Here is a 22,561-nt window from a genome sequence, read left to right as displayed (position 1 = left end):
CGGTGCTCCTCACCATCGACGTAGGCAACACCCACACGGTCCTGGGCCTGTTCGACGGTGACGAGATCGTCGAGCACTGGCGCATCTCGACCGACCCGCGGCGCACGGCCGACGAGATGGCCGTGCTGATGCAGGGCCTGATGGGCATGCACCCGATGCTCGGCAGCGAGCTGGGCGACGGCATCCACGGCATCGCGATCTGCTCGACGGTGCCGTCGGTCCTGCACGAGCTGCGCGAGGTCACCCGGCGCTACTACGGGGACGTGCCGGCGGTCCTCGTCGAACCCGGCATCAAGACGGGCGTGCCGATCCTCATGGACAACCCGAAGGAGGTCGGCGCGGACCGCATCATCAACGCGGTCGCGGCGGTCGAGCTCTACGGGGGTCCCGCGATCGTGGTCGACTTCGGTACGGCGACCACCTTCGACGCGGTGTCCGCGAAGGGCGAGTACGTGGGCGGGGTGATCGCCCCGGGCATCGAGATCTCGATGGAGGCCCTCGGCGTACGGGGCGCCCAGCTCCGCAAGATCGAGCTGGCCCGTCCGCGCAACGTGATCGGCAAGTCCACGGTCGAGGCGATGCAGTCGGGTGTGGTCTACGGCTTCGCGGGCCAGGTCGACGGGGTCGTCACGCGGATGGCCAAGGAGCTGGCGGGCCCGAACGGCGACCCGGACGACGTCCGCGTCATCGCCACCGGGGGCCTGGCCCCGATGGTCCTCGGCGAGTCCTCGGTGATCGACGACCACGAGCCGTGGCTGACCCTGGTCGGCCTGCGGCTGGTCTACGAGCGCAACGCGCCGAAGTTCGGCCAGTAGCCGGGCCCGGGCGGAGCAGTCGGCCGGGCCGGCGCCCCGCCCGGAGCGGTCGGCCGCCCCTCATCACCCTGAAGGCTCAGCTTCGACCTGATGAATTAGCTTGTCCCTCCCGACGACAGGTACAGGACGGCTCGAATGCCTCGTGACACGGCGTACTTGCGGGTGGCCGACGCCCTTCGGGAGCGGATCCTGGCCGGGGAGTGGCCGGTCGGAGCGCGGCTGCCGTCGAGGGCCCGCTTCGCCGGCGAGTACGAGGTGGGGCAGAGCGTCACCCAGCGCGCCATGGAGCTCCTGATCATCGAGGGCTTCCTGGAGGGCCGCGCCGGCTCGGGGACCTACGTCCGCGTGCCGCGCGAACGGCTGCGCATCCTGCGCTCGCGGCTGCGGCGGATCAGCGGACCGAACGGCCGCGACACGGACGGCGCGAGCTGGGAGTCGCACTCCAAGACCCGCACGCCTGCGCCCGGGCGCATCGCCGAGCGGCTCGCCATCGCCCCCGAGGACCTGTGCGTGGTCACCAGGTACGAGTTCCTGTCCGAGGGCCGGCCCGTGGAGATCTGCGAGTCCTGGGAGCCGATGGCCCTCACCGACCGCACGCCGGTCGTACTGCCGGAGACGGGCCCGTTCAAGGGCATGGGCGTCGTCGCGCGGATGCGCTCGATCGGAGTGAACGTCACTTCGGCGGTGGAGGTGCCCCGGCCGTCCCGCGCGGACCAGACCCGGGCCAATCTGCTCGGCATCAGCGTGGGTGACCTGGTCACCGAGATCGAGCGCACCTACTACGCCGAGGACGGCCGGCCGGTGGAGACCGCCGACATCGTCGTCGCCGACCGCCGGGCCGAGATCGCGTACGAGATCACCTTCGAGGACTGAGAGCAGCCCGCCGGGCACCCTCCGGCCGGGCTGTCCGGAGCGGGTCAGCAGGGGCGCGGGCGGTGCAGCAGCCGGTGCAGGGCGGCGCGCCAGGGCCGGCCGGCCGGACGGCCCTCCACGACGGCCTGGAACTGCTCGTACGACCGGGCCGCGCGCAGCACCGCGAGGTCGTCCCGGCCGGGCGGCGGGGGCATCGGGGCGCCGTGCTGTGACGCCCGGTAGGTGTCTATGAGGTACTGCTCGATCGCGGTCATGAATCCAGCCTCGCCCCGTCGGCACCGCCGCGCGCGTCCGGCGGGTTCGGCTGCACCGTGCCTCTGGGGCTCCGCCCCAGACCCCGCGCCTCAAACGCCGGCGGGGCTGGATTGGGCCCTGCCTTCGCCCCTGGGGGCAGGCGGCCTGGTCGGTGGGGTCGGTGCGCGGGGCCGCTCCGGGTTGTCTCCTCGGCTCGCGCACTGAGCCCGATCACAGCTCATCGGGCCGGTTGCGCGCTCGTCCTGCGGGGACAACCCTGCGCGTCCCCACTCCCCTCCACCACGGCTTCCGCTTCCGAAGCCTGGGCGTGGGGCGGGGTCGCGCAGGAGAGTCCCCGCAGGACGAGCGCGCAACCCAGGCCCGGCTATCGCAGCCGGGGCTCAGTGCGCGAGCCGAGGAGACGCTCCGGAGCGGCCCCGACCCACAGCAGCACCCGGCCAAGCCCCCGCAGGGGCCAAGGCCAAACCCAGCCCCGCCGGCGATTGAGGCGCGGGGTCCGGGGCAGAGCCCCGGCAACGGCGCCGCACCCGGCCAAGCCCCGCTGGTCCACTACCCGCTCGGCACCCCCCAACTGGCGTCCGCGCCGGGCTCGGTGGATCTGCTCCAGCGGCGGATGGAGGCACTGGCGCACCCGATGGGGATGTCGCTGCGCCGGAGTCCGGCCCGGGCCCCGTACACGGGATCACCGCGCCGGAGGCGTCACCGCACCTGTCCGTCCTGAAGAAGGCCGGTATGTCCAGCACCAGTTGGACCTGTCCGTGGTCGCACGCCTCGGCTCGGACCTCGTAGAGGGACTGCTCCGATAAGGGGAACGGCCGGTTCCCGACGCTACAGATTCACCGATATGCGGAATTCGTAAACCGGAAACGGCGAAAACTCTGGCCAGAGTGGCCACTTCCTGTTTAACGTGCGTCAACCGCTCCCCCGCGTACCGCGCGCAGCATCTCCTGCTCGCTACTTTGTCGTGGAAGGATCTTCATGGCCTCACGCCGTATAGCTGCAGCAACCGCCGCCCTGGCAGCCGCTGCCCTCGTCTCCCCGCTGCTCCTCGCCGGGCCCGCCGGTGCCACCGGCAGCCCGCAGAGCGACGCCGCCAAGGGGGACGCCCTGGCCAGGAAGCTGGTCAAGGACGCGACCGGCAAGGGCGCCAACAACCACCTCAAGGTGTTCCAGGCCATCGCCGACTACAACAAGGGCAACCGCGTGGCCGGTTCCAAGGGCCACGTGCAGTCCGCCCAGTACGTCGAGGCCGTGATGCGCGCGGCCGGCTACCAGGTGACCAAGAACGAGTTCGACTTCGTCTACGTCGAGACGATCGCCGAGAAGCTCACGGTGAACGGCGCGAACCAGCGCGACGTCCCGATCCACCTGATGACGTACACCGCGAGCGGTCCGGAGGAGGGCATCACCGCGCAGGTCGCGGTCGCCCCGGTCGACGCGGACGGCACCACCGGCTGCGAGCCGGGGGACTTCGCCTCCGGCACCTTCACGGGCAAGATCGCCCTGGTCAAGCGCGGCGGCTGCGCCTTCGCCGTGAAGCAGGCCAACGCGGCCGCGGCCGGAGCGGTCGGCGCGGTCATCTACAACAACACCGAGGGCGCCCTGAACGGCACCCTCGGCGACCCGGCCGCCGGCAAGGTCCCGACCGGCGGGATCACCCTGGCGGAGGGCGAGAAGCTCGCCGCCGAGGCGGCGGCCGGACCGGTCGAGCTCACCCTCGACATCCGCGAGCTGCGCGAGAACCGCAAGTCCTACAACGTCGTCGCCGAGACCCGCGGCGGCGACGAGAACAACACCGTGTTCCTCGGCGCCCACCTCGACTCGGTCGCGGCGGGCCCGGGCATCAACGACAACGGCTCCGGCTCGGCCGGCATCCTCCAGGTCGCCCAGCGCCTCGCGAGCAGCCAGGGGAAGATCAAGAACAAGGTCAAGTTCGCCTGGTGGTCGGCGGAGGAGTTCGGCCTGCTCGGCTCCGAGGCCTACGTCGCCGGGCTGACGGAGGACCAGAAGAAGAAGATCAAGCTCTACCTCAACTTCGACATGATCGCCTCGCCGAACGCCGCCTACTTCGTCTACGACGGCGACGACTCGGACGCCACGGGCGCGGGTCCGGGCCCCGAGGGCTCGGCGCAGATCGAGCGGGGCATAACCGACTTCCTCGACTCGAAGAAGATCCCGCACGAGGGCACGGACTTCTCGGGCCGCTCGGACTACGGCCCGTTCATCGAGGTGGGCATCCCCTCCGGCGGCACCTTCACCGGCGCCGAGGGCATCAAGTCCGAGGCCCAGGCGGCGAAGTTCGGCGGCCAGGCGGGCGTCGCGTACGACGTGAACTACCACGCGGCGGGCGACGACATCAACAACATCGACCAGAAGGCGCTCGACATCAACGTCGACGTCATCGCGGACGCGGTCGGCCACTACGCCCACGACCTGGCCCCGCTGTCGAAGCCGGTCGTCTCGCAGCCGACCACCCCGGGCACGGGCAGCGGCGGCGGCCTGCACGAGGGCCACGGGCACGAGGTGACGCAGTAACCACGGCACGACCCGTCAGGCGAGGCTGATCTCCAGCCCCGCCTGACGGGCGTCGCCGCTCACACGGCGGCGGCCGGATCCAGCCCCGCCGGCGTTTGAGGCGCGGGGTCCGGGGCGGAGCCCCAGCGGCGGAGCCGCACCAGCGCGTCAGGCAGTCTCCCCGGGCCAGGCCCGGATGCCCACCGGCTGGCAGAGCCACCCGAAGGCACCCAGCCCGCCCCGAGCCGTCAGCTCAGCAGCCTCTCCGGCGGAGGCCAAGGCCCGGACATACGCGGCCGGGTCCGTCCCGGCCAGGGCCAGCGGGGGCCGGGCGCCCGAGACGCCGAGGGCGGTCAGCGCCTCGCGCTGGGTCAGCAGCGCCGCGCCCGGCCCCGCGCACGCGTCCAGCGCCACGTGGGCGGTGACATCGCAGCTGCCGTCCGGGACCGGCGGCACCTCCCGGCCCGCGCGAAAGCCCGTCAGGGTGCCGTACGGGGGCCGCGCCTCCCGGGTGTGGGCGTAGTCCACCGCCACCGCCAGCCCCCGCTCCACGGTCGCCACGGCCGCCGCCCAGGCCTCGTCCCGCGCCCGGCCGACCTCCGCCCGGCCCGGCCCCGGCCACCACCGCTCCAGCCAGGCCCGGTCCGCGTCGTCGAGGGGGCCGCCCGGGCTCTCCGTACCGTCGGGTGCGACCAGGACGTAGCGCCCGTCCTCGGCGACCTCCAGCGGGACGTTGTCCAGCCACTCGTTCGCGAAGAGCAGCCCGGTCGTCCCCACGGGTGCCGCCGCGGCCCAGCGGATCCGCGGGTCGAGCCCCTCGGGCCGCTCCGCCCGCTCCACGGCGTACGGCCGCACGCGCGCGGCCACCTCCGGCGGCAGCGCGGCGAGCACCCCGGCCACCAGCTCGCCCCGCCCGGCCCCCATGTCCACCAGGTCCAGCCCGGCCGGGTGCCCCAGCTCGGCGTCCACCCGCAGCAGGAGGCGGGCCACCGCCCCCGCGTACAGCCCGGAGGCGTGGACGGAGGTGCGGAAGTGCCCGGCGGGGCCCGGCCCGCCGGGACGCACGTAGAAGCCGCCGGGCCCGTACAGCGCGGCTTCCATCGCCGAGCGCCACCGAACCGGAGTCGTGCATTCACCCTGGGTGTTCATCGGACCCAGGTTAAACTCGCCTCCACCTTGCGGAGTACGCCCCCGGTGCCAGGTTCGCACCTGTGGTTGACTCCAGCACCTATCTCCCTTCCCTACGCTGGGTTACGTGCAGCGCCTCTACGACTTCCTCCGCAGACACCCGACGGGCGTCGACAGCTTCTGGGCTGTCCTCTTCTTCGGGGTCTCGATGATGACCGTGGCGGGTTCCGGCGGCCAGGGCACCGCCATGCAGCTGGCCACCGTCCCCGTGGTGGTCGCGCTGAGCGCCGCCGTGGCCCTGCGCCGCAAGTGGACCCAGCCGATGCTCTGGCTGACCGTGGGCGCCGGCGCCTACCAGCTGGCCCTCGGCATCGAGGCCCAGTTCTGCGACGTCGCCATGCTCGTGATCCTCTTCACCGTCGCGGCCGGCGACGTATCGCGCTGGGTCTCGCGCGCCGCCCTCGGCGTGGGGCTGCTGGCCTCCCCGCTCTACTTCCTGCGCTTCGGCGTGGACAAGAGCGGGAGCACGGTCGAGGAGATCCTCTTCGCCCTCTTCGTCATGGTCCCCTTCGCCCTCGCCTGGGTGACCGGCGACTCCCTGCGCACCCGCCGGGCCTACTACGCCCAGCTCATCGAGCGAAACCAGCGGCTGGAGAACCAGCGCGAGGCCCAGGCCAAGGTGGCGGTCGCCGCCGAGCGCGCCCGGATCGCCCGGGAGCTGCACGACGTCGTCGCGCACAACGTCTCGGTGATGGTGGTCCAGGCCGACGGGGCCGCGTACGTCATGGACGCCGCTCCCGAACAGGCCAAGGAAGCCCTCCAGACCATCTCCGGCACGGGCCGCCAGGCCCTCGCCGAGATGCGCCGGCTGCTCGGCGTGCTGCGCACCGGCGAACCGCAGGAGTCCGAGGACTACGTGCCGCAGCCGGACGTCGAGCAGATCGAGGTCCTGGTCGAGCAGGTACGGGCGGCCGGCCTGGAGGTGGACTTCGAGGTCGAGGGCGCGCCGCGGCGGCTGCCCACCGGCGTCGAGCTGACGGCGTACCGGATCGTGCAGGAAGCCCTCACCAACACCCGCAAGCACGGGGGCCCGGACGCGAAGGCGAGCGTCCGGCTGGTCTACTTCGACGACGGACTCGGCCTGCTGGTCGAGGACGACGGCCGGGGCGCGGCCCACGAGCTGTACGAGGACGGCGGCGCGGACGGCGCCGGGCACGGTCTGATCGGCATGCGGGAGCGGATCGGCATGGTCGGCGGAACCCTGGACACGGGTCCGCGGCCGGGCGGCGGCTTCCGGATCAGCGCACTGCTTCCCCTGAAGAAGAAATGACGAGGACGAGGTAACCGATGTCCATCCGAGTAATGCTCGTCGACGACCAGGTGCTGCTGCGCACCGGCTTCCGCATGGTGCTCGCAGCCCAGCCGGACATGGACGTCGTCGCCGAGGCGGGAGACGGCCTGGAGGCGCTGGAGGTGCTGCGGGCCACCAAGGTGGACGTGGTGCTCATGGACGTCCGCATGCCGAGGCTCGACGGGGTCGAGGCGACCCGGCGGATCTGCGAGCCCGAGGAACACCCCAAGGTCATCATCCTGACCACTTTCGACCTGGACGAGTACGCCTTCTCCGGGCTGAAGGCCGGCGCGAGCGGCTTCATGCTGAAGGACGTGCCGCCGGCCGAGCTGCTCGGGGCCATCCGCTCGGTGCACAGCGGGGACGCGGTCGTCGCCCCCTCCACGACGCGGCGGCTGCTGGACCGGTTCGCGCCGATGCTGCCGACGACCACGCAGGAGCCGCAGAACAAGGACATCGAGCGGCTGACGGAGCGCGAGCGCGAGGTCATGCTGCTGGTCGCCCAGGGCCTGTCGAACGGCGAGATCGCCGCCCGGCTGGTCCTGTCGGAGGCCACGGTGAAGACCCACGTGGGCCGCATCCTGACGAAGCTGGGCCTGCGCGACCGCGTCCAGGTGGTCGTCCTCGCGTACGAGACGGGCCTGGTCCGCGCGGGCGGCGGCGGAGCCTCGTAGCGGCGGGGGCGGGCCGGCGTCAGGCCGGCTCCGACACCTCGGGCGGGCGCGTCGAAGTGGACGGTGCGACCGTCCCGCCGCGGCGTGACGAGCGTCACATGCAGCGAGTCGGGCCGAGCGGACACTACTCGGTGTGGACCAGCAACTGTTCGCGGACATCTACGATGCGCACGCCCGGGCGGTGTACGCGCATGCCGTCCGCATGACCTCCGACCGTGCGGGGGCGGAGGACATCGTCTCCCTCACCTTCCTCGAAGCCTGGCGGCTCGGCGAGACGCTGGACGGAGTCACACACCACCGGGCATGGCTGCTCGGGGTCGCCACCAATGTCCTGCGCAACACGCGCAGGGCCGCGCGTCGGCACAGCGAGGCGATGGCCCGCCTGCCCCGGTCGGACGTCATCCCGGACCCGGCGGACGCAGTGGTGTCCCGCATCACCGACACCGCCAGGGCGGCAGCCGCGCTGGCCGCCCTGGGCCGGCTGCGGCGCGCAGACCGCGAGGTCATCGTCCTGTCCGTCTGGTCGGGCCTCAGCCACGCCGAGGTGGCCGAGGCCTGCGGCGTCACGGAGGCGACCGTCCGCTCCCGCCTGTCACGGGCGCGTAGCCGCCTCCGCAAACTCACCACCGCCGATCTGGCCGCGGAGCCGGCCGCGGGGCATGCGTCCGCGTCCCGCACCGCACGGGAGGGACACCTGTGAACGCCGCCGATGACGCACGGACCGAACCGTCCGGGCACGAAGAACTCTTCCAGCGCCTGCCCGGGCTCTCCGACGGCGAACTGCCCTTCCGCGGCCATCGTCCGGTCAAGGAGCACCTGATGCGTGAAATGGCACGAGGCGAGCAGGCTGCACCCCGGCGGGCCGGGCGGCCCCTCTTCCTTTCCCTGGGGGTGGCGGCGGCAGCCTGTGCCGTGGTCGTCACCTTCGCTACGGCGCGGAGCAACACCGGGGAACACGCCGGAGCCGCTCGTCCCCAGCCTGCGGCTGTGGAGCTGCTGGACCGGGTGGCACTGGCGGCGGCGTCGTCTCAGGCCCCGCCGGTGCGCGACGGGCAGTTCATGTACACGAAGACGGTCGGACACTCCACCTCCTTGTCCGAGGTCGAAGGCGGCGGGATGGAGGCGGCCCCCACCGACGAGTCGGCCGAGCGGTGGCTGTCGGTCGACGGTTCGGCCGGGATGACGACGCGCACGGCGCGTGGTTCCGAGACGCACCCGCCCGAGGGCCCGCCGAGCCTCAACGGACCCACGTACCGGTTCCTCGAAACGCTGCCGACCGACCCCGGGAAGCTGCTGGAGCTGATCTACGAGGACACGCGCCTCAACCACGGCCCCGGCACAGGCTCGACCACCGGCCCCGACCAGCAGGCGTTCGTCGCGATCGGCGACCTGCTGCGGAGCGTCGAGGCCCCGCCGGGTCTGAGCGCCGCCCTCTACCGCGCGGCGGCCCGTATCCCCGGTGTCGTCCTGGTTCCCGAGGCAACGGACGCCGCCGGGCGGACCGGCGTCGCCGTCGCCCGCGTCCACAACGACGAGCGGACCGAATGGATCTTCGACCGGGAGAGCCTGCGGCTCCTGGGGGCACGCACCGTCGCCCTCGAGGACAGCGCCTGGGGCAAGGCCGGGACGGCCGTGACCTCGGTGGCCATCGTCGCCCGAGGGGTCACGGACCGCGCCGGACAGCTGCCACGGTCCTGATCGCGTACCGCGGTCCTGCATCGCGCGTGCGGACCACCGGCCACAGCACTAGGGACCGGTCTCCGTCATCCAGCGGTCGGGGCGGGCCTCGGCCCGCGAGGTGCGGGAGCGGGCCGCCTGCGCGGCCAGCAGCCCGGCGGCCTCGGCCGTGCCGCGCAGCCGGGCCGTGACCGTGGCGTTCGCCCCGGTGTCCACGTGGACGTCGGCCACCCCGCGGGCGCGCTCCCAGGGCCCCTGGCTGAGGCGGACGCTCTGTACCTTGGCGTGCGGGACGATCTCCGTACGGCGGCACAGGCGGCCTCGGCGGGCGGCGAAGACCTCCGGGGAGACGGCCAGCCCGTACCCCTTCCACCACACCGGGACCACCCAGCGCGAGCCGGTCCGCGGGGACGGGGCGAAGGCCAGGCCGGCCAGGTCCACGCCCGGCAGGACCCTGGCGACCACCGCGTACGCGGCCTCCCGCGCCGCCACCGGGACCAGCACGTCGTTCTTCGAGCCCGCCACCGCCAGCTCCACCCGGACCCAGCCGCGCCGCCGCCACAGCAGCGGCTCCACGACCCGTACGGTCTGCACCCGGCCCGGCGGCACCGTCTCGTGCGCCCGGTCCAGCAGTCCGTGGTCCAGCCGCAGCCCGTCCGGGGACTCCGCGACCGTCCAGTCGTACTCGGCCAGGAAGCGGCCCACGCTGCCCGTCCAGACCGCGCCGAGCAGCGGGAGCAGGGTCACGACCGCCGCCCAGGGGCTCGAACTGAGCCACCACACGACGGCCGGCGCGGTGAGCCCGGCGACCAGCGCCGCCCACACCCCGAGGCTCAGCAGCAGCGATACGACGAGGTCGCGCGGGTGGACGTGGAGCAGCTCCCGTTCCGGGGCCTCGCCGACCCGTACCGCCTCGGCGGGGGCGAAGCCCGCCGCCCGGGCCAGGAGTTCGGCGCGCAGCGCCACGGCGTCCTTCTCGGAGAGGAAGGACAGCTCGTCCTTGTCCTCGGCGCCTATGACGTCGAGGCGCAGCTGCGCGACCCCCACCACCCGGGCCAGCAGCGGACGGGTGACGTCCACTGCCTGGATCCGGTCCAGCCGGATGTGCGCGGCGCGCCGGAAGAGGAGCCCGCTGCGGATCCGCAGCTCGGTGTCGGTGACGGCGTAGTACGTGAACCACCAGCTGAGGAAGCCGTACAGGCCGAAGACCAGGACCAGGCCGGCGAGCACCGCCAGGCGGAGCAGGGTGGGCAGGTCGCCGATCCACTCCCCGACGCGGTCGCCCTGCTGGACGACCACACCGGTCGTCGCGGCGATCGGGACCCAGGCGCGGCGCAGCGGGGTGAAGGGGTGCAGCCGCCGGCCCGCGGCGGGCTCGGCGGCGCCCGTCGTGTCGTCGGCACCGGTTCCGGACGGGGCCCCCGCCCCGGGCGCCACCGCAACGGCGTCCGCGGTCCCGGCGTCCGCGGTCCCGGCGTCCGCGGTCCCGGGCGCCACCGCCCCGGCGTCTGCGATGCCGGCGCCGGTGCCGGCCGTCTCGTCCACCGGACCGGAGGTCACAGGCCCGCCGACCTTGCCTGGCCGAGCTCGGTCAGGCGGTCGCGCAGGCGCTCCGCCTCGGCCGGCTCCAGGCCCGGGATCTTGGCGTCCGTGGCCGCGGCCGCCGTGTGCAGCTGTACGGAGGCCAGCCCGAAGCGCCGCTCCAGCGGGCCCGAGGTCACCTCGACCAGCTGCATCCGCCCGTACGGGACCACCGTCTCCTCCCGCCACAGCACGCCCCGGCTGATCAGCAGGTCGTCCGCGCGCTCGGCGTAGCGCCAGGACCGCCAGTTCCGGCCGAGCAGCACCCAGCCCCAGACCAGGACCGCGAGCCAGAAGGCCCCGGAGGCCGCCCAGACCGGGCCGGCCGTCAGCCACAGCACCACGGCGGTGACCACGGCGAACAGGCTCATCCAGATCACCAGCAGCAGCCGCCGCAGGGTGAGCAGCCCGCCCGGCAGCCCCACCCACTCGGGTCGGCCCGTCTCGCCCAAAGTCCCCGTTTCCATCCCTCAAGCGTAGGGGGGTGGCCCGCGGCTGAGACAATGCCCGCATGACGGAGACCACGGTCGGCATCGGCGGTGCGGCGGAGAGCACCGACATGGTGCTCAACATCGGCCCCCAGCACCCTTCCACGCACGGCGTGCTGCGCCTGCGCCTCGTCCTGGACGGGGAGCGGATCGTCAGCGCCGAGCCGGTGGTCGGCTACATGCACCGCGGCGCCGAGAAGCTCTTCGAGGCCCGCGACTACCGCCAGATCGTGATGCTCGCGAACCGCCACGACTGGCTGTCCGCGTTCTCGAACGAGCTCGGCGTGGTCATGGCCGTCGAGCGGATGCTCGGCATGGAGGTCCCCGTGCGGGCCGTGTGGATGCGGACGCTGCTGGCCGAGCTGAACCGCGTCCTGAACCATCTGATGTTCCTCGGTTCGTACCCGCTCGAACTGGGTGGAATCACCCCGATCTTCCACGCGTTCCGCGAGCGCGAGGAGCTCCAGGCGGTCATGGAGGAGATCTCCGGCGGCCGCATGCACTACATGTTCAACCGCGTCGGCGGCCTCAAGGAGGACCTCCCGGCCGGCTGGCTCGGCCGGGCCCGCGAAGCGATCGCCGACGTCCGCACCCGCATGGACGTGTACGACAAGCTGGTCCAGGGGAACGAGATCTTCCGCGCCCGCACCCGCGGCGTCGGCGTGCTCTCCGCCGAGGCGGTGCACGCGTACGGGGTCTCCGGCCCGATCGCCCGCGCCTCCGGTGTCGATTTCGACCTGCGCCGCGACGAGCCGTACCTGGCCTACGGCGAGCTCCAGGACGTCCTCAAGGTGGTCACCCGCCCCGAGGGCGACTGCCTGGCCCGCTTCGAGGTCCTGCTGGACCAGACGCACAACGCCCTCGACCTGGCCGTGGCCTGCCTGGACCGGATGGCGGAGCTGCCGCCCGGGCCCGTCAACCAGCGCCTGCCCAAGGTGCTGAAGGCGCCCGAGGGGCACACGTACGCCTGGACCGAGAACCCCCTCGGCATCAACGGCTACTACCTGGTCTCGAAGGGCGAGAAGACCCCGTACCGGCTGAAGCTGCGCAGCGCCTCGTACAACAACATCCAGGCGCTGGCGGTGCTGCTCCCCGGGCAGCTCGTCGCGGACATGGTGGCGATCCTGGGCTCGCTGTTCTTCGTGGTCGGCGACATCGACAAGTAGGGGCGTACCGGCGGAAGTTGCGAAGTAGCGGACTCGCCACACTCCATACGTCGTGGACCACACGTCATGCGGTCACCGCCTAGGGTGACCGCATGACTCCTGGCATATTCGCCGGCTATCTGCGGCGGCTCGGCTTCGCGGAGCCGCCCCGCCCGACCGCCGAGGCGCTGTTCGCCCTTCAGCGGGCCCATGTGGAACGGGTCCCCTACGAGAACGTCGACATCCAGCTGGGCCGCACACCGGGCCTCGACCCGGTGCAGTCGGCGCTGCGCATCGCCGAGGGCCGCGGCGGGTACTGCTTCCACGTCAACGGGGCCTTCGCGGCGCTGCTCGAATCCCTCGGCTACGACGTGACCCGGCACGTGGGGGGCGTCCACCACGACCCCGAGGCCCGCACGGTCACGGGGGACCACCTCGCCCTGACCGTCCGGGTCGGCGGGGCGGAGTACTTCGTCGACACCGGGCTGGGCGACGGGCCGCACGAGCCGCTGCCGCTGCGCGCGGGCACCCACCGGCAGGGGGACTTCCGCTACGTCCTGGAGCCGCTGGAGGGGCCCGAGCCCGGCTGGACCTTCCTGACCTCGTACGGGCCGTGCCCGGTGACCGTCTTCCGTTCGGCGCCCGCCGCCTTGGCCAACTTCGAGGCCGAGCACATCCGGCTGTCGACCTCCCCCGAATCCGGCTTCGTACGGACGCTGGTGATGATCCGTCGGGACGCGGAGAGCATCGACGTGCTGCGCGGGCGGGTGCTCGGCCGGATCGACCCGGCCAAGGGGCCGAGCGAGCGCGAACTGACCACGCCGGAGGAGCTCTACGAGGTCATGGCCACCGTCTTCGGGCGGGCGCTGGACGATCTGACCCCGGTGGACCGGGCGGCACTGTGGGACCAGGTCTCCCGGGCCCATGAGACGTGGCTGGCCGCCCGGGCCGGCTGATGCCGGTACGGCAGGGCAGACTTGGGGCATGTCCCACTCCCCCCGCCGGGCCTGCCCCGCATGCGGCCGCGACTGCGCCGTCACCGCCGGCCGGATCGCCCGCCACGATCCCCCCGCCGGACGGGGCGGCGGCGAGCTGGTCTCCTGCCCCGGCTCGCGGGCCCGGGTGATGCTCGGCGCCTCGGCGCCGACGCTGGACGGCTTCGTCCTGTCCGAACACCCGGGGCAGCTCCCGCTGTTCTGACGCGTCGGCGACCCTGCGGCCCGTGGCCCGTGGCCCTGTGCACAGGCTGTGGACAGCCTGCCGGTCCGCCGGTCCTGTGGGGTGTCCGCCTTCCTGGTCCATGACGGCGTTCTCCCGATGGAAATCCAGAACGAACGCTCTATCCAGGATCGGCGGTAGGATCACGCCCATGGCAGCAGCAGGGACGAAGACAGAACCGGGGACGCGCGAGCGGCTGGTCCGCACCGCCTCCCGCCTCATGCAGCACGGCGGCTACGAGAACACCCCGGTCAAACAGCTCGTCCGCGAGGCCGGAGCCACCCTCGGCTCGCTCTACCACTTCTTCCCGGGCGGCAAGCAGGAGCTCGCGGTGGCCGCCATCCACTTCGGCGGCGAGGAGTTCGCCGAGCTGCTCCGCGCCGGGCTCTCCACCCACCCGGACCCCGCGGAGGCGGTCGAGGCCCTCGCCACGACGCTCGCGCGGGAACTGGAGGCCTCCGACTGGCGGGACGGCTGCCCCGTCACGGCCACCGCCCTGGAGACGCTCGGCCGCCTCCCCGAGATCCAGGCGGCCTGCGCCCAGGCCTTCGCCAACTGGCAGCACCTGGTGGCGGCGAAGCTCCTGGCCTCGGGCCACCCGGAGCCTCAGGCCCGCGATCTGGCGGCCACCGTCGTCAACACCCTGGGAGGCGCCGAGGTGAGCGCCCAGGTCGAGCAGAGCCGCACCCCGCTCCTGGTCGCGGGCCGCCACCTGGCCCGCCTGGTGGCCTCGTACGCACCCTAGACGGCCGTGAGCACGCCGCCCCCGGTACACGCTCAGGCCCTGTCCGGGCGGACAGGGCCTGAGTCGCGGTGCCGTCGGGAGGGACGTTTCTCCCGGTCCGGTGCTACGAGATCGCGGTGCGCAGGCGGGCCACGTCGATCGGCTCGGTCTCGTCGTGAGCCGTCAGGTCGATGACCTGGCCCACCGCGCGCGTCTGCGGGGTGGCCGCCTTGACCGTGCCCTTGCCGGAGGCCGGCTCGGCGGCGGTCTGAGCCGACTCCGCCCGGTGGACCGCGAGGGCCTCGGCGCCGACCACGTCGGCCAGGTCCTCGTTCTGGACCGCCTCGATCACCGCGCGGGCCTGCGCCGCGTTCTTGGTGCCGAAGAAGTCGAAGCCGCCCTCGACGCGGGAGGTGCTCCGCCGCTGCGCCGCGTACGGAGCCACCGCGGACGCCGCCCGGCGCGCGGGCACCGCTGCCGCGGGGGCGGGGACGGGCACGGCGGGAACGGGCGCGGCGGGGACGGGCGCGGCGGGCGCGAGCGCTGACGCCGGGGCCGACGGCGCGGCGGGCAGCTCCCGGGCCCGGCGCCTGGCGGCCAGCGCGCCCAGAGCCGCATGGGCCCGGGCGTAGCCGACCGAGGTGGGCGCGCCCGCCGAGGTGCGCTCCTCGGAGACCGCCGGGAGTTCCCTGGGCGCGGCCGCCGGGGCCGCCGCGGCCTCGATGGCCAGCAGGCGGCGGCCTTCCAGCGCGGTGGCGCGCTCGGTCTCGGCCGTCGCGTACCGCCGCAGCAGCGCCGCGTGCTCGCCGCGCAGCCCGGCCAGTTCGACCCGCTTGGCGCGCAGCTTGGCGTCGAGCCTGCCGCGCAGCAGACGGGCCTCTTCGAGGTCGGACTCGAGCTCGGCTATCCGCTCTTCCGTCTTCCACTCGTCCTTGACCCGCTCGCGGGTGAGCTCCGCGACCCGGCGGCCCGCCGAGCGGTCCCAGGCGCGCATCACGACGGCGCCGGCGACCCCGGCGGCTGCCGCGAGGGCCACGAGCAGCCGTAGCACGGTGGCGTCGTCGGGGCCCGCGAGGAGCCAGGCCGCGCCGGCGCTGGTGACGGACACACCGGCGACCGTCGTCGGCGTGAGCAGCCGGTGCAGGGGTTCGGGATTGCGGTGGCGTCCACGGGGCATGGCCCGAAATTTACAGGGCGCGGGGGTCCTGCGGGATACCCGCCCGGCAATCTCTTCCGGGCGGGTACCCCACATTTCTCCATCAACCGTGTAACTGCTACTTCTTCAGCAGGCCCTTGGACTCCAGGAAGGCCTTCGCGACGTCCGCCGGCTTGGCGCGCTCCGCGTCCACCTTCCGGTTCAGGTCGACGAGGTCGGCCGTCGTGAGGACCGCGGTCAGCTGGTCGAGGGCGGCCGCGATCTCCGGGGCGCCCGCGTCCTTGGCGTTGACCACAGGCAGCACGTTGTCGGCGTTCTGGAGCTTCTTGTCGTCCTCCAGGAGGACCAGGCCGTAGCTGTCGAGCGTGGCGTCGGTGGTCGTGGTCAGCGCCAGCTGGTCCGCGCCGTCCTTGACCGCCTGCTTGGACTGCGGGGTGCCGACGCCCTTGGGGTCGATACCGGAAACTTCGATTCCGTACGTCTTCTTCAACCCGGGGGCGCAGAAGGGACGGACGGAGCATTCGTCGCCCGCCGCGATCTTCACCTTCAGCCCGGACTTTCCAAGATCGGAAAGCGTCTTCAGATTGTTCTTCCCGGCGAATTCCCTGGATACGGCGAAGGCGTTCTGGTCGACCGCCCCACCCGCCGGGAGCGCCTTCAGGCCGAGCGGGGCCGCCAGCTTCTCCAGGGCCGCGACGGTCGCCGCGACGTCGCTCGACGCGACCGGCTTCTCCTCCGGCGCCTTCGGGCCGTTCACCTTGGCGTTGAGGAACTCGGCGAGCGTGGCCGCGTACTCCGGGACGACGTCGATCTCGCCCTTCTCCAGGGACGGCTCGTACAGCTCGCGGTTGTTGACCGTCTTGATCGACGTGTCGTACCCGGCGCCCTTGAGGACCTGCGCGTACAGCTCCGCCAGCACGTTGGACTCGGTGAACCCGGCCGCGCCGATCACCAGGCTGCCCTTGCCGCCCGCCCCGGCCGGGGAGGAAGCAGAGGAGGAGCTTCCGCCCTGGCTCTTCTCCAGGCTGTCGCCGCCGCACGCGGTGAGCGAGGCGGTCAGGGCCACCGCACCCATTGCCGCGCCGAGGACGCGCGTGGACTTGCTCATGATCTCTCCTACAGGGGAGTGTGAAGGACGAAGGACGGGACGGGCGGAAGCGTCGGGCGCGGCGAGGTCAGCCGGTCGCCCCGCGCGCGGCCGGACGCGGCAGCAGCCGGTCCGCCGCCACCAGGGCGCCCTCCACCAGCAGGGCCAGCGCCGCCACCAGCAGGGCGCCGGCGACGACCTGCGCGGTGTTGTACGTGTTGAAGCCGGCGGTGATGATCCGGCCGAGGCCGCCCTGGCCGACCATGGCCGCGATCGTGGCCGTGGCGATGACCTGCACGGCGCCCGACCGCAGCCCGGTCATCACCAGGTCGCGCGCGAGCGGCAGTTCCACCCGCCAGAAGAGCTGTCCGCCGGACATGCCCATGCCCCGGGCGGCCTCCACCACGGACCGGTCGACCTCGCGCATGCCCACGTACGCGTTGGTCAGCAGCGGAGGCATGGCGAAGAGCACGAGCGCGGCGATGGTGGGCAGGTAGCCCGCGTTGCGCAGCGGCGAGACCATGAACAGCGCCAGCACCGCGAAGACGGGCACGGCCCGGCCGATGTTGGAGACGTTCACCGCGAGGGCGCCGCCCTTGCCGAGGTGGCCGAGGAACAGTCCGACGGGCAGCGCCACCGCGCAGGCGATCGCGAGGGCGATCCCGCTGACGTAGACGTGCTCGGCGAGCCGGTGCCAGACCCCGCTCTCCCCGGACCAGTTGGCACCGTCGGCCAGCCAGTCCCAGGCCCCTTCCAGCACACCCATGACCTCAGGCCCCCTTCGCCGGCCGCGCGGCCCGCGTCCACGGCGTGAGCAGCCGCTGCGCTCCGAGCAGCAGAAGGTCCGCCACGAGCGCGAGCAGCACGCACAGCACGGAGGCGGTGAGCACCTGCGCCTTGAAGGAGTTGTTGACGGCGGGGGCGATCAGATTGCCGAGGCCGCCCTTGCCGACGATGGAGCCGACGGTGGTCAGCGCGACCGTCGAGACGGTGGCGATCCGCACCCCCGCGAGCAGCGCGGGCAGCGCCAGGGGCAGTTCGACCTGCCACAGCAGCCGCCCGGGCCCGTACCCCATGCCGCGCGCGGCTTCCCGTACCTCCTCGGGGACGGCCTCCAGGCCGGCCAGCACGTTGCGGACCAGGATGGTCAGCGAATACAGCACCAGCCCGGTCACCACGAGCGACGCCGACAGCCCGAAGAAGGGCAGCAGGAGGGAGAACATGGCGAGCGAGGGGATCGTGTAGAGCAGGGTGGTCAGGCCCAGTACGGGCGCCGCCCAGCGGCGGCCGCGGCGGGCCAGCAGCGCCAGGGGCACGGAGACGGCGAGGCCGATAACCACCGAAACGCCCGTGATCCAGATGTGCTCCACCGTGGCGTCGGTGAGCTCCTGGGAGCGGGAGGTGACGTAATCCCAGCAGAACCAGTCATTCGCCACCAGGCAGTTCTGCCCGGCCATGCCCCCACCCCCTGTCCCGAACTGATGTACAGGAGCGACCCTAACCCCCGACACCGACGGTGGCCGGAATCCGTCACACTCACGCAACACTCTCCTGACGAAGTCTTCGCCAAAACCTGACTGCCGGTAGGGAAGGATGGGGCTCGTGATCCGATTCGAGCACGTGACCAAGCGCTACCCCGACGGGACGAAAGCCGTCGAGGACCTGTCCTTCGAGGTGGCGGAGGGCGAGCTGGTCACGCTCGTGGGCCCGTCCGGCTGCGGCAAGACGACCACGATGAAGATGGTCAACCGGCTCATCGAGCCGACCTCCGGCCGGATCCTGCTCGGCGGCGAGGACATCTCCGCCGCCGATCCGGTGGAGCTGCGGCGCCGCATCGGATACGTCATCCAGCAGGTCGGACTGTTCCCGCACAAGACGGTCCTGGAGAACACGGCGACCGTCCCACAGCTGATCGGCACCCCCAAGGCCAGGGCCCGCGCCCGGGCGGCCGAACTCCTCGAACTCGTGGGACTGGACCCGGCCGTCTACGGGGGCCGCTACCCGGAGCAGCTCTCCGGCGGGCAGCGCCAGCGCGTCGGCGTGGCCCGCGCGCTCGCCGCCGACCCGCCGGTGCTGCTGATGGACGAGCCGTTCGGCGCGGTGGACCCGGTGGTGCGCGAGCGCCTGCAGAACGAGTTCCTGACGCTGCAGAAGACGGTGCGCAAGACCATCCTGCTCGTCACGCACGACCTGGAGGAAGCGATCCGGCTCGGCGACCGCATCGCCGTCTACGGAGCGGGCACCATCGAGCAGTTCGCGAGCCCGGCCGCGGTGCTCGGCGCACCGGCCACGCCGTACGTGGCCTCCTTCGTCGGCGCCGACCGGGGGCTCAAGCGGCTCGCGGTCACCCCGGTCGCACCGGCCGACCTGACGGCAGCGGAGGGGAAGGCTCCGACGGCCTCGGTGGACCTCGGCGCGACCCTGCGCGAGGCCCTCGCGGCCCTGCTCCAGGAGGACTCCGGCCGGATCGGGGTCACGGACCCGGACTCGGGCGCGCTGGTCGGCGTACTGACCCCGGAGGGCGTCCACCGCGCGCTGCGCCGGGCCCAGCTCCAGGAGGCATAGCAGAAGGGCCCGACCGGAGTCGGGCCCATCTCACCAGCCGGCGCAGGAGGCTCAGGCCTCGATGCGGCCGCTCAGCCACTGCAGCATGGGCGGGATCTCGCGCCGCCACGTGTTGAAGTTGTGGCCGCCGCTGTCGAGGATGATCGACGAGACCCGGTCCGGGCCCTGGACCAGCTTGATGAACTTCTTGGTGCCGCCGAGGTTCGGCTCGCCCGTCTCGCTACTGGTGACGAGGAACGACGTACCGGTCGGCTTCTTGTGCTCGATGCTGTGCAGGACGTCCGCGCGCTTCTTCAGCTTGTCGTCCCCGTGGAAGAGGTCACCGGTCGTCGGGTCGTCCGGCGCCTCGTAGTAAGCGGACAGACCCGCGGCGGCGCCGAAGGTCTGCGGGTAGTGCGCGGCGATCTTCAGGGCGCAGTAGCCGCCGGTCGAATTGCCGATGAAGCCCATGTTCTTGGCTTCCTTGCCCACCCGGAAGGTGTCCTGGATGGCCTGCGGGAGGTCCTGGGCGAAGAAGGTCTCGGTCTGCGGGCCACCGGGTATGTCCACGCACTCGGTGTCACGCGGGGGCGCCACCGTCGGGCGGAGCATGACCAGGATCATCGGCTTCATCTTGCCGGCCTTGGACAGGCTGAAGGCCTTCATCGGGTAGTCGAGCCCTTTGATCAGGTTCTCGGCCGTGCCCGGGTAGCCCGTCAGGACGATGGACGCCGGGAAGTTCTCGTCCTTGTGCTGCGGCTGGAAGTACTCCGGCGGCAGCCACACGTAGCCGGGGCTCGTTATCTTCGACTTCTGCCCGGTGATGGAGACCTTCAGGATCTGACCGCCGACCTGGGGCTTGCCCCCGCCGGGCACGTCCAGCTTCTGCTTGTCGACGACCTTGATGTCCTTGCTGCTCATCGAGTGGTCGACGACCTTGCCGATGGACGTCTCCTTGCCGACCAGGTCGGCCCAGGACCCGTAGAACAGGAACGACTTGTTGGCCGCGAGACCCACAGCCGAGAACAGCGCGAGCTGCGTGGCCAGCAGGAGGCCGATGCGTCCGGCGAACGCGCGCCAGGTGCGGCCCGAGAGCTTCGGCCAGAACCAGACGGTGGCCGCGAAGAGCAGCACACCGGCGATGATGGCCAACGCCAGGACCGTATTACTGGTGAGACCCATGAGCAGTCAGTCGACTTTCTGATGGCAGGACAGGATTTTTCGACGGAAGAGTGAACCCGCTCCTCGTCGATGTCGTCCTACTGGACGCACCACACACCGGAGGCTGTCGCGGCCTTCGGCCACATGATCTCTCGCGGAGCAACGGGAAGCGATGTCTAGCAGGATAGATGGCGATAAGTCGGGACAGGTTCCGAGCAGGTTCCGCCGAATCCTCAGCGGACCAAAGCCGGAGTCGGTGCCCGGCCTGGTAGGTACGGCCGTCATGATCGTCGGCCTTCTGGACATCGCGGCCGGGGTCTTCCCGCGATTCCGCCACAGCCGCATCCACGCGGTCACCGAGGTGCTGCCGGGCTCCCTGGGCCCGTTCGCGGCAGCCCTGTCCATCAGCGCGGGCGTTCTGCTGCTGCTGCTCGCCCACGGCCTCAAGCGCCACAAGCGGCGGGCCTGGCGGGCCGCCGTCGTGCTGCTGCCGGCGGGCGCCGCGGCGCAGTTCACGTACCGCCACTCGGTCACCGGCGTGGTCATCGCGGCAGTGCTCCTCGCGCTGCTGCTGCGCCATCAGGGTGAATTCAAGGCGCTGCCCGACCCGCGCAGCCGCTGGAAGGCGCTCGCGAACTTCGTCCTGATGAGCGCCGGCTCCATCGGGCTCGGTCTGGTCATCGTCAACGTCCACCCGGGCAAGGTCATCGGCAGCCCCGGCCTGTACGAGCAGATCACGCACGTCGTCTACGGCCTCTTCGGCTTCGAGGGCCCCGTCGACTACGCGGGCCGGGTGTCGTGGACCGTGGGGTACTCCCTCGGCGCCCTCGGCATGCTGACCGCGCTCACCACCGTCTACCTGGCCTTCCGCCCCGAGCACCCGGCCGCCCGGCTCACCGCCGACGACGAGGGCAAGCTGCGCGAGCTCCTCGCCAAGCACGGCGGCCGTGACTCCCTCGGCCACTTCGCGCTCCGCCGCGACAAGGCCGTCGTCTTCTCCCCCAGTGGCAAGGCCGCCGTCACCTACCGCGTCGTCTCCGGCGTGATGCTCGCCTCCGGCGACCCCATCGGGGACGTCGAGGCCTGGCCCGGCGCGATCGAGCGGTTCATGGAGGAGGCCAAGGCCCACTCCTGGACCCCGGCCGTCATGGGCTGCAGCGAGACCGGCGGCGAGGTCTGGACCCGCGAGACCGGGCTCGACGCCCTGGAACTGGGTGACGAGGCGATTGTCGATGTCAAAGACTTCTCCCTCTCGGGCCGCGCCATGCGCAATGTCCGCCAGATGGTGAAGCGCATCGAGCGCAACGGCTACACCACCAAGGTCCGCCGGGTCAGCGAGCTCACCGAGACCGAGCTGGAGCAGGTCCGCGGCGCCGCCGAGGCATGGCGCGGCACCGACACCGAGCGCGGCTTCTCCATGGCGCTGGGCCGGGTCGGCGACCCGGGCGACGGCGACTGCTTCATCGCCACCGCCCACCGGGTGGAGGAGGGCGACACCAGCCCCTTCGGCGACCTGAAGGCCGTCCTCCACTTCGTCCCGTGGGGCAAGGACGGCATGTCGCTGGAGCTGATGCGCCGCGACCGCGCCGCCGACCCCGGCATGAACGAGCTGCTGATCGTGGCCTCCCTGGAGGCCGCCCCCGCGCTGAAGATCGAGAAGGTCTCGCTGAACTTCGCGATGTTCCGCTCGGCCCTCGCCCGCGGCGAGAAGATCGGCGCCGGCCCGGTGCTGCGGATGTGGCGCAACCTGCTGGTCTTCCTCTCCCGCTGGTTCCAGATCGAGTCGCTGTACAAGTTCAACGCGAAGTTCCGCCCCCGCTGGGAGCCGCGCTTCGTCGTCTTCCGCACCACCCGCGACCTGCCCCGCATCGGCTTCGCCGCGATGCAGGCCGAGGGCTTCGTGACGCTGGCCCTGCCCCGCCTGTTCGCCAGCCGCCGCCGCCCCAAGCCGGTCCGCACCTGCACGCACACCCACATGACGTCCGTACCGAAGCAGACCGAACGCGAGGTCCAGGTGGCCTGACCCCTGCACATCAAGCCCCGCCGGCGTTTGAGGCGCGGGGCCAAATCAAGCCCCGCCGGCGTTTGAGGCGCGGGGTCTGGGGCGGAGCCCCAGGAAGCCGGGCCCGGCCCGCCGCAGCCAATCGGCCCGGCGGGTCGGCAGGCAGGC

Annotated in this window: 22 protein-coding genes and 1 pseudogene; 14 read left to right on the top strand and 9 right to left on the bottom strand. The window is 72.3% G+C overall.

Annotation, left to right across the window (positions count from 1 at the left end):
- Nucleotides 1-2: 2 nt before the first annotated feature.
- Together OG447_RS09250 and OG447_RS09245 are read left to right on the top strand one after the other, a co-directional pair.
- Nucleotides 3-815: a type III pantothenate kinase gene (locus OG447_RS09250; RefSeq protein ID WP_266935993.1), complete on the top strand. Its 813-nt coding sequence runs from the start codon at nt 3-5 to the stop codon at nt 813-815.
- A gap of 135 nt (nt 816-950) precedes the next feature.
- The gene (locus OG447_RS09245) at nt 951-1,688 is read left to right on the top strand and encodes a GntR family transcriptional regulator (protein ID WP_266935992.1); all 738 of its coding nucleotides are present in this window, start codon (nt 951-953) and stop codon (nt 1,686-1,688) included.
- 44 nt (nt 1,689-1,732) lie between these two features.
- Here the strand turns inward: OG447_RS09245 and OG447_RS09240 are convergent, their stop codons facing one another.
- Complete coding sequence (locus OG447_RS09240) at nt 1,733-1,942, bottom strand: hypothetical protein (protein WP_266935991.1); 210 nt, start codon at nt 1,940-1,942, stop codon at nt 1,733-1,735.
- A gap of 524 nt (nt 1,943-2,466) precedes the next feature.
- On the opposite strand from OG447_RS09240, the pseudogene OG447_RS09235 reads away from it, so the two are divergent.
- Together OG447_RS09235 and OG447_RS09230 are read left to right on the top strand one after the other, a co-directional pair.
- A pseudogene (locus OG447_RS09235) lies at nt 2,467-2,749 on the top strand (transcriptional regulator); the annotation flags it as partial.
- Between the two features lie 172 nt (nt 2,750-2,921).
- Nucleotides 2,922-4,478 (top strand): M28 family metallopeptidase, encoded by a 1,557-nt coding sequence (locus tag OG447_RS09230; protein WP_266935990.1) that lies wholly within the window; start codon nt 2,922-2,924, stop codon nt 4,476-4,478.
- Nucleotides 4,479-4,625: 147 nt separating this feature from the next.
- On the opposite strand, the gene OG447_RS09225 is transcribed toward OG447_RS09230, so the two are convergent.
- Nucleotides 4,626-5,606 (bottom strand): SAM-dependent methyltransferase, encoded by a 981-nt coding sequence (locus tag OG447_RS09225; RefSeq protein ID WP_266935989.1) that lies wholly within the window; start codon nt 5,604-5,606, stop codon nt 4,626-4,628.
- A gap of 106 nt (nt 5,607-5,712) precedes the next feature.
- Here OG447_RS09225 and OG447_RS09220 point away from each other — a divergent pair, with 106 nt between their 5' ends.
- From OG447_RS09220 to OG447_RS09205, 4 genes are all read left to right on the top strand, one after another.
- The gene (locus OG447_RS09220; RefSeq protein WP_266935988.1) at nt 5,713-6,915 is read left to right on the top strand and encodes a sensor histidine kinase; all 1,203 of its coding nucleotides are present in this window, start codon (nt 5,713-5,715) and stop codon (nt 6,913-6,915) included.
- Nucleotides 6,916-6,932: 17 nt separating this feature from the next.
- Nucleotides 6,933-7,610, top strand: coding sequence for a response regulator transcription factor (locus OG447_RS09215; RefSeq protein WP_266935987.1), 678 nt, complete (start codon nt 6,933-6,935; stop codon nt 7,608-7,610).
- Nucleotides 7,611-7,743: 133 nt separating this feature from the next.
- Nucleotides 7,744-8,310 carry an RNA polymerase sigma factor gene (locus tag OG447_RS09210; RefSeq protein ID WP_266935986.1) on the top strand — a complete coding sequence of 189 codons (567 nt, stop codon included), beginning with the start codon at nt 7,744-7,746 and terminating at the stop codon, nt 8,308-8,310.
- Complete coding sequence (locus OG447_RS09205) at nt 8,307-9,308, top strand: CU044_5270 family protein (protein WP_266935985.1); 1,002 nt, start codon at nt 8,307-8,309, stop codon at nt 9,306-9,308. Before OG447_RS09210 ends, OG447_RS09205 begins: the two co-directional genes overlap by 4 nt.
- Before the next feature lie 48 nt (nt 9,309-9,356).
- Here OG447_RS09205 and OG447_RS09200 read toward each other — a convergent pair whose 3' ends face one another.
- Nucleotides 9,357-10,643: a PH domain-containing protein gene (locus OG447_RS09200; protein WP_266938810.1), complete on the bottom strand. Its 1,287-nt coding sequence runs from the start codon at nt 10,641-10,643 to the stop codon at nt 9,357-9,359.
- A 200-nt stretch (nt 10,644-10,843) separates the two neighbouring features.
- Nucleotides 10,844-11,335: a PH domain-containing protein gene (locus tag OG447_RS09195; protein ID WP_266935984.1), complete on the bottom strand. Its 492-nt coding sequence runs from the start codon at nt 11,333-11,335 to the stop codon at nt 10,844-10,846.
- A gap of 44 nt (nt 11,336-11,379) precedes the next feature.
- On the opposite strand from OG447_RS09195, the gene OG447_RS09190 reads away from it, so the two are divergent.
- The 4 genes from OG447_RS09190 to OG447_RS09175 all read left to right on the top strand — a co-directional run bounded on the left by OG447_RS09190 (nt 11,380) and on the right by OG447_RS09175 (nt 14,464).
- Entirely contained in the window at nt 11,380-12,522 is a 1,143-nt protein-coding gene (locus OG447_RS09190; RefSeq protein WP_266935983.1) for an NADH-quinone oxidoreductase subunit D, read from the top strand.
- A gap of 92 nt (nt 12,523-12,614) precedes the next feature.
- Nucleotides 12,615-13,457 (top strand): arylamine N-acetyltransferase, encoded by an 843-nt coding sequence (locus OG447_RS09185; RefSeq protein ID WP_266935982.1) that lies wholly within the window; start codon nt 12,615-12,617, stop codon nt 13,455-13,457.
- A 28-nt stretch (nt 13,458-13,485) separates the two neighbouring features.
- Entirely contained in the window at nt 13,486-13,701 is a 216-nt protein-coding gene (locus OG447_RS09180) for a hypothetical protein (RefSeq protein WP_266935981.1), read from the top strand.
- Nucleotides 13,702-13,870: 169 nt separating this feature from the next.
- Nucleotides 13,871-14,464, top strand: a complete 594-nt coding sequence (locus OG447_RS09175; protein WP_266935980.1) for a TetR/AcrR family transcriptional regulator — start codon at nt 13,871-13,873, stop codon at nt 14,462-14,464.
- Between the two features lie 103 nt (nt 14,465-14,567).
- Here OG447_RS09175 and OG447_RS09170 read toward each other — a convergent pair whose 3' ends face one another.
- The 4 genes from OG447_RS09170 to OG447_RS09155 all read right to left on the bottom strand — a co-directional run bounded on the left by OG447_RS09170 (nt 14,568) and on the right by OG447_RS09155 (nt 18,143).
- Nucleotides 14,568-15,620: a hypothetical protein gene (locus OG447_RS09170; RefSeq protein WP_266935979.1), complete on the bottom strand. Its 1,053-nt coding sequence runs from the start codon at nt 15,618-15,620 to the stop codon at nt 14,568-14,570.
- 97 nt (nt 15,621-15,717) lie between these two features.
- Entirely contained in the window at nt 15,718-16,707 is a 990-nt protein-coding gene (locus OG447_RS09165; RefSeq protein WP_266935978.1) for an ABC transporter substrate-binding protein, read from the bottom strand.
- A gap of 67 nt (nt 16,708-16,774) precedes the next feature.
- Nucleotides 16,775-17,452: an ABC transporter permease gene (locus tag OG447_RS09160; RefSeq protein WP_266935977.1), complete on the bottom strand. Its 678-nt coding sequence runs from the start codon at nt 17,450-17,452 to the stop codon at nt 16,775-16,777.
- Nucleotides 17,453-17,456: 4 nt separating this feature from the next.
- Nucleotides 17,457-18,143: an ABC transporter permease gene (locus OG447_RS09155; RefSeq protein ID WP_266935976.1), complete on the bottom strand. Its 687-nt coding sequence runs from the start codon at nt 18,141-18,143 to the stop codon at nt 17,457-17,459.
- A 145-nt stretch (nt 18,144-18,288) separates the two neighbouring features.
- Between OG447_RS09155 and OG447_RS09150 the strand changes: the two genes are divergently transcribed.
- Nucleotides 18,289-19,251: an ABC transporter ATP-binding protein gene (locus OG447_RS09150; RefSeq protein WP_266935975.1), complete on the top strand. Its 963-nt coding sequence runs from the start codon at nt 18,289-18,291 to the stop codon at nt 19,249-19,251.
- 51 nt (nt 19,252-19,302) lie between these two features.
- Here the strand turns inward: OG447_RS09150 and OG447_RS09145 are convergent, their stop codons facing one another.
- On the bottom strand, nt 19,303-20,412 hold the full coding sequence (locus OG447_RS09145) for an esterase family protein (RefSeq protein ID WP_266935974.1): 1,110 nt from the start codon (nt 20,410-20,412) through the stop codon (nt 19,303-19,305).
- 151 nt (nt 20,413-20,563) lie between these two features.
- Between OG447_RS09145 and OG447_RS09140 the strand changes: the two genes are divergently transcribed.
- A complete protein-coding gene (locus tag OG447_RS09140; protein ID WP_266935973.1) occupies nt 20,564-22,414 on the top strand; it encodes a phosphatidylglycerol lysyltransferase domain-containing protein in 1,851 nt (616 codons plus the stop codon).
- The last annotated feature ends 147 nt before the right edge of the window (nt 22,415-22,561 follow it).

Source organism: Streptomyces sp. NBC_01408, assembly GCF_026340255.1.
Lineage (GTDB): Bacteria > Actinomycetota > Actinomycetes > Streptomycetales > Streptomycetaceae > Streptomyces.
This window is presented reverse-complemented; position numbering and strand designations above follow the sequence as displayed.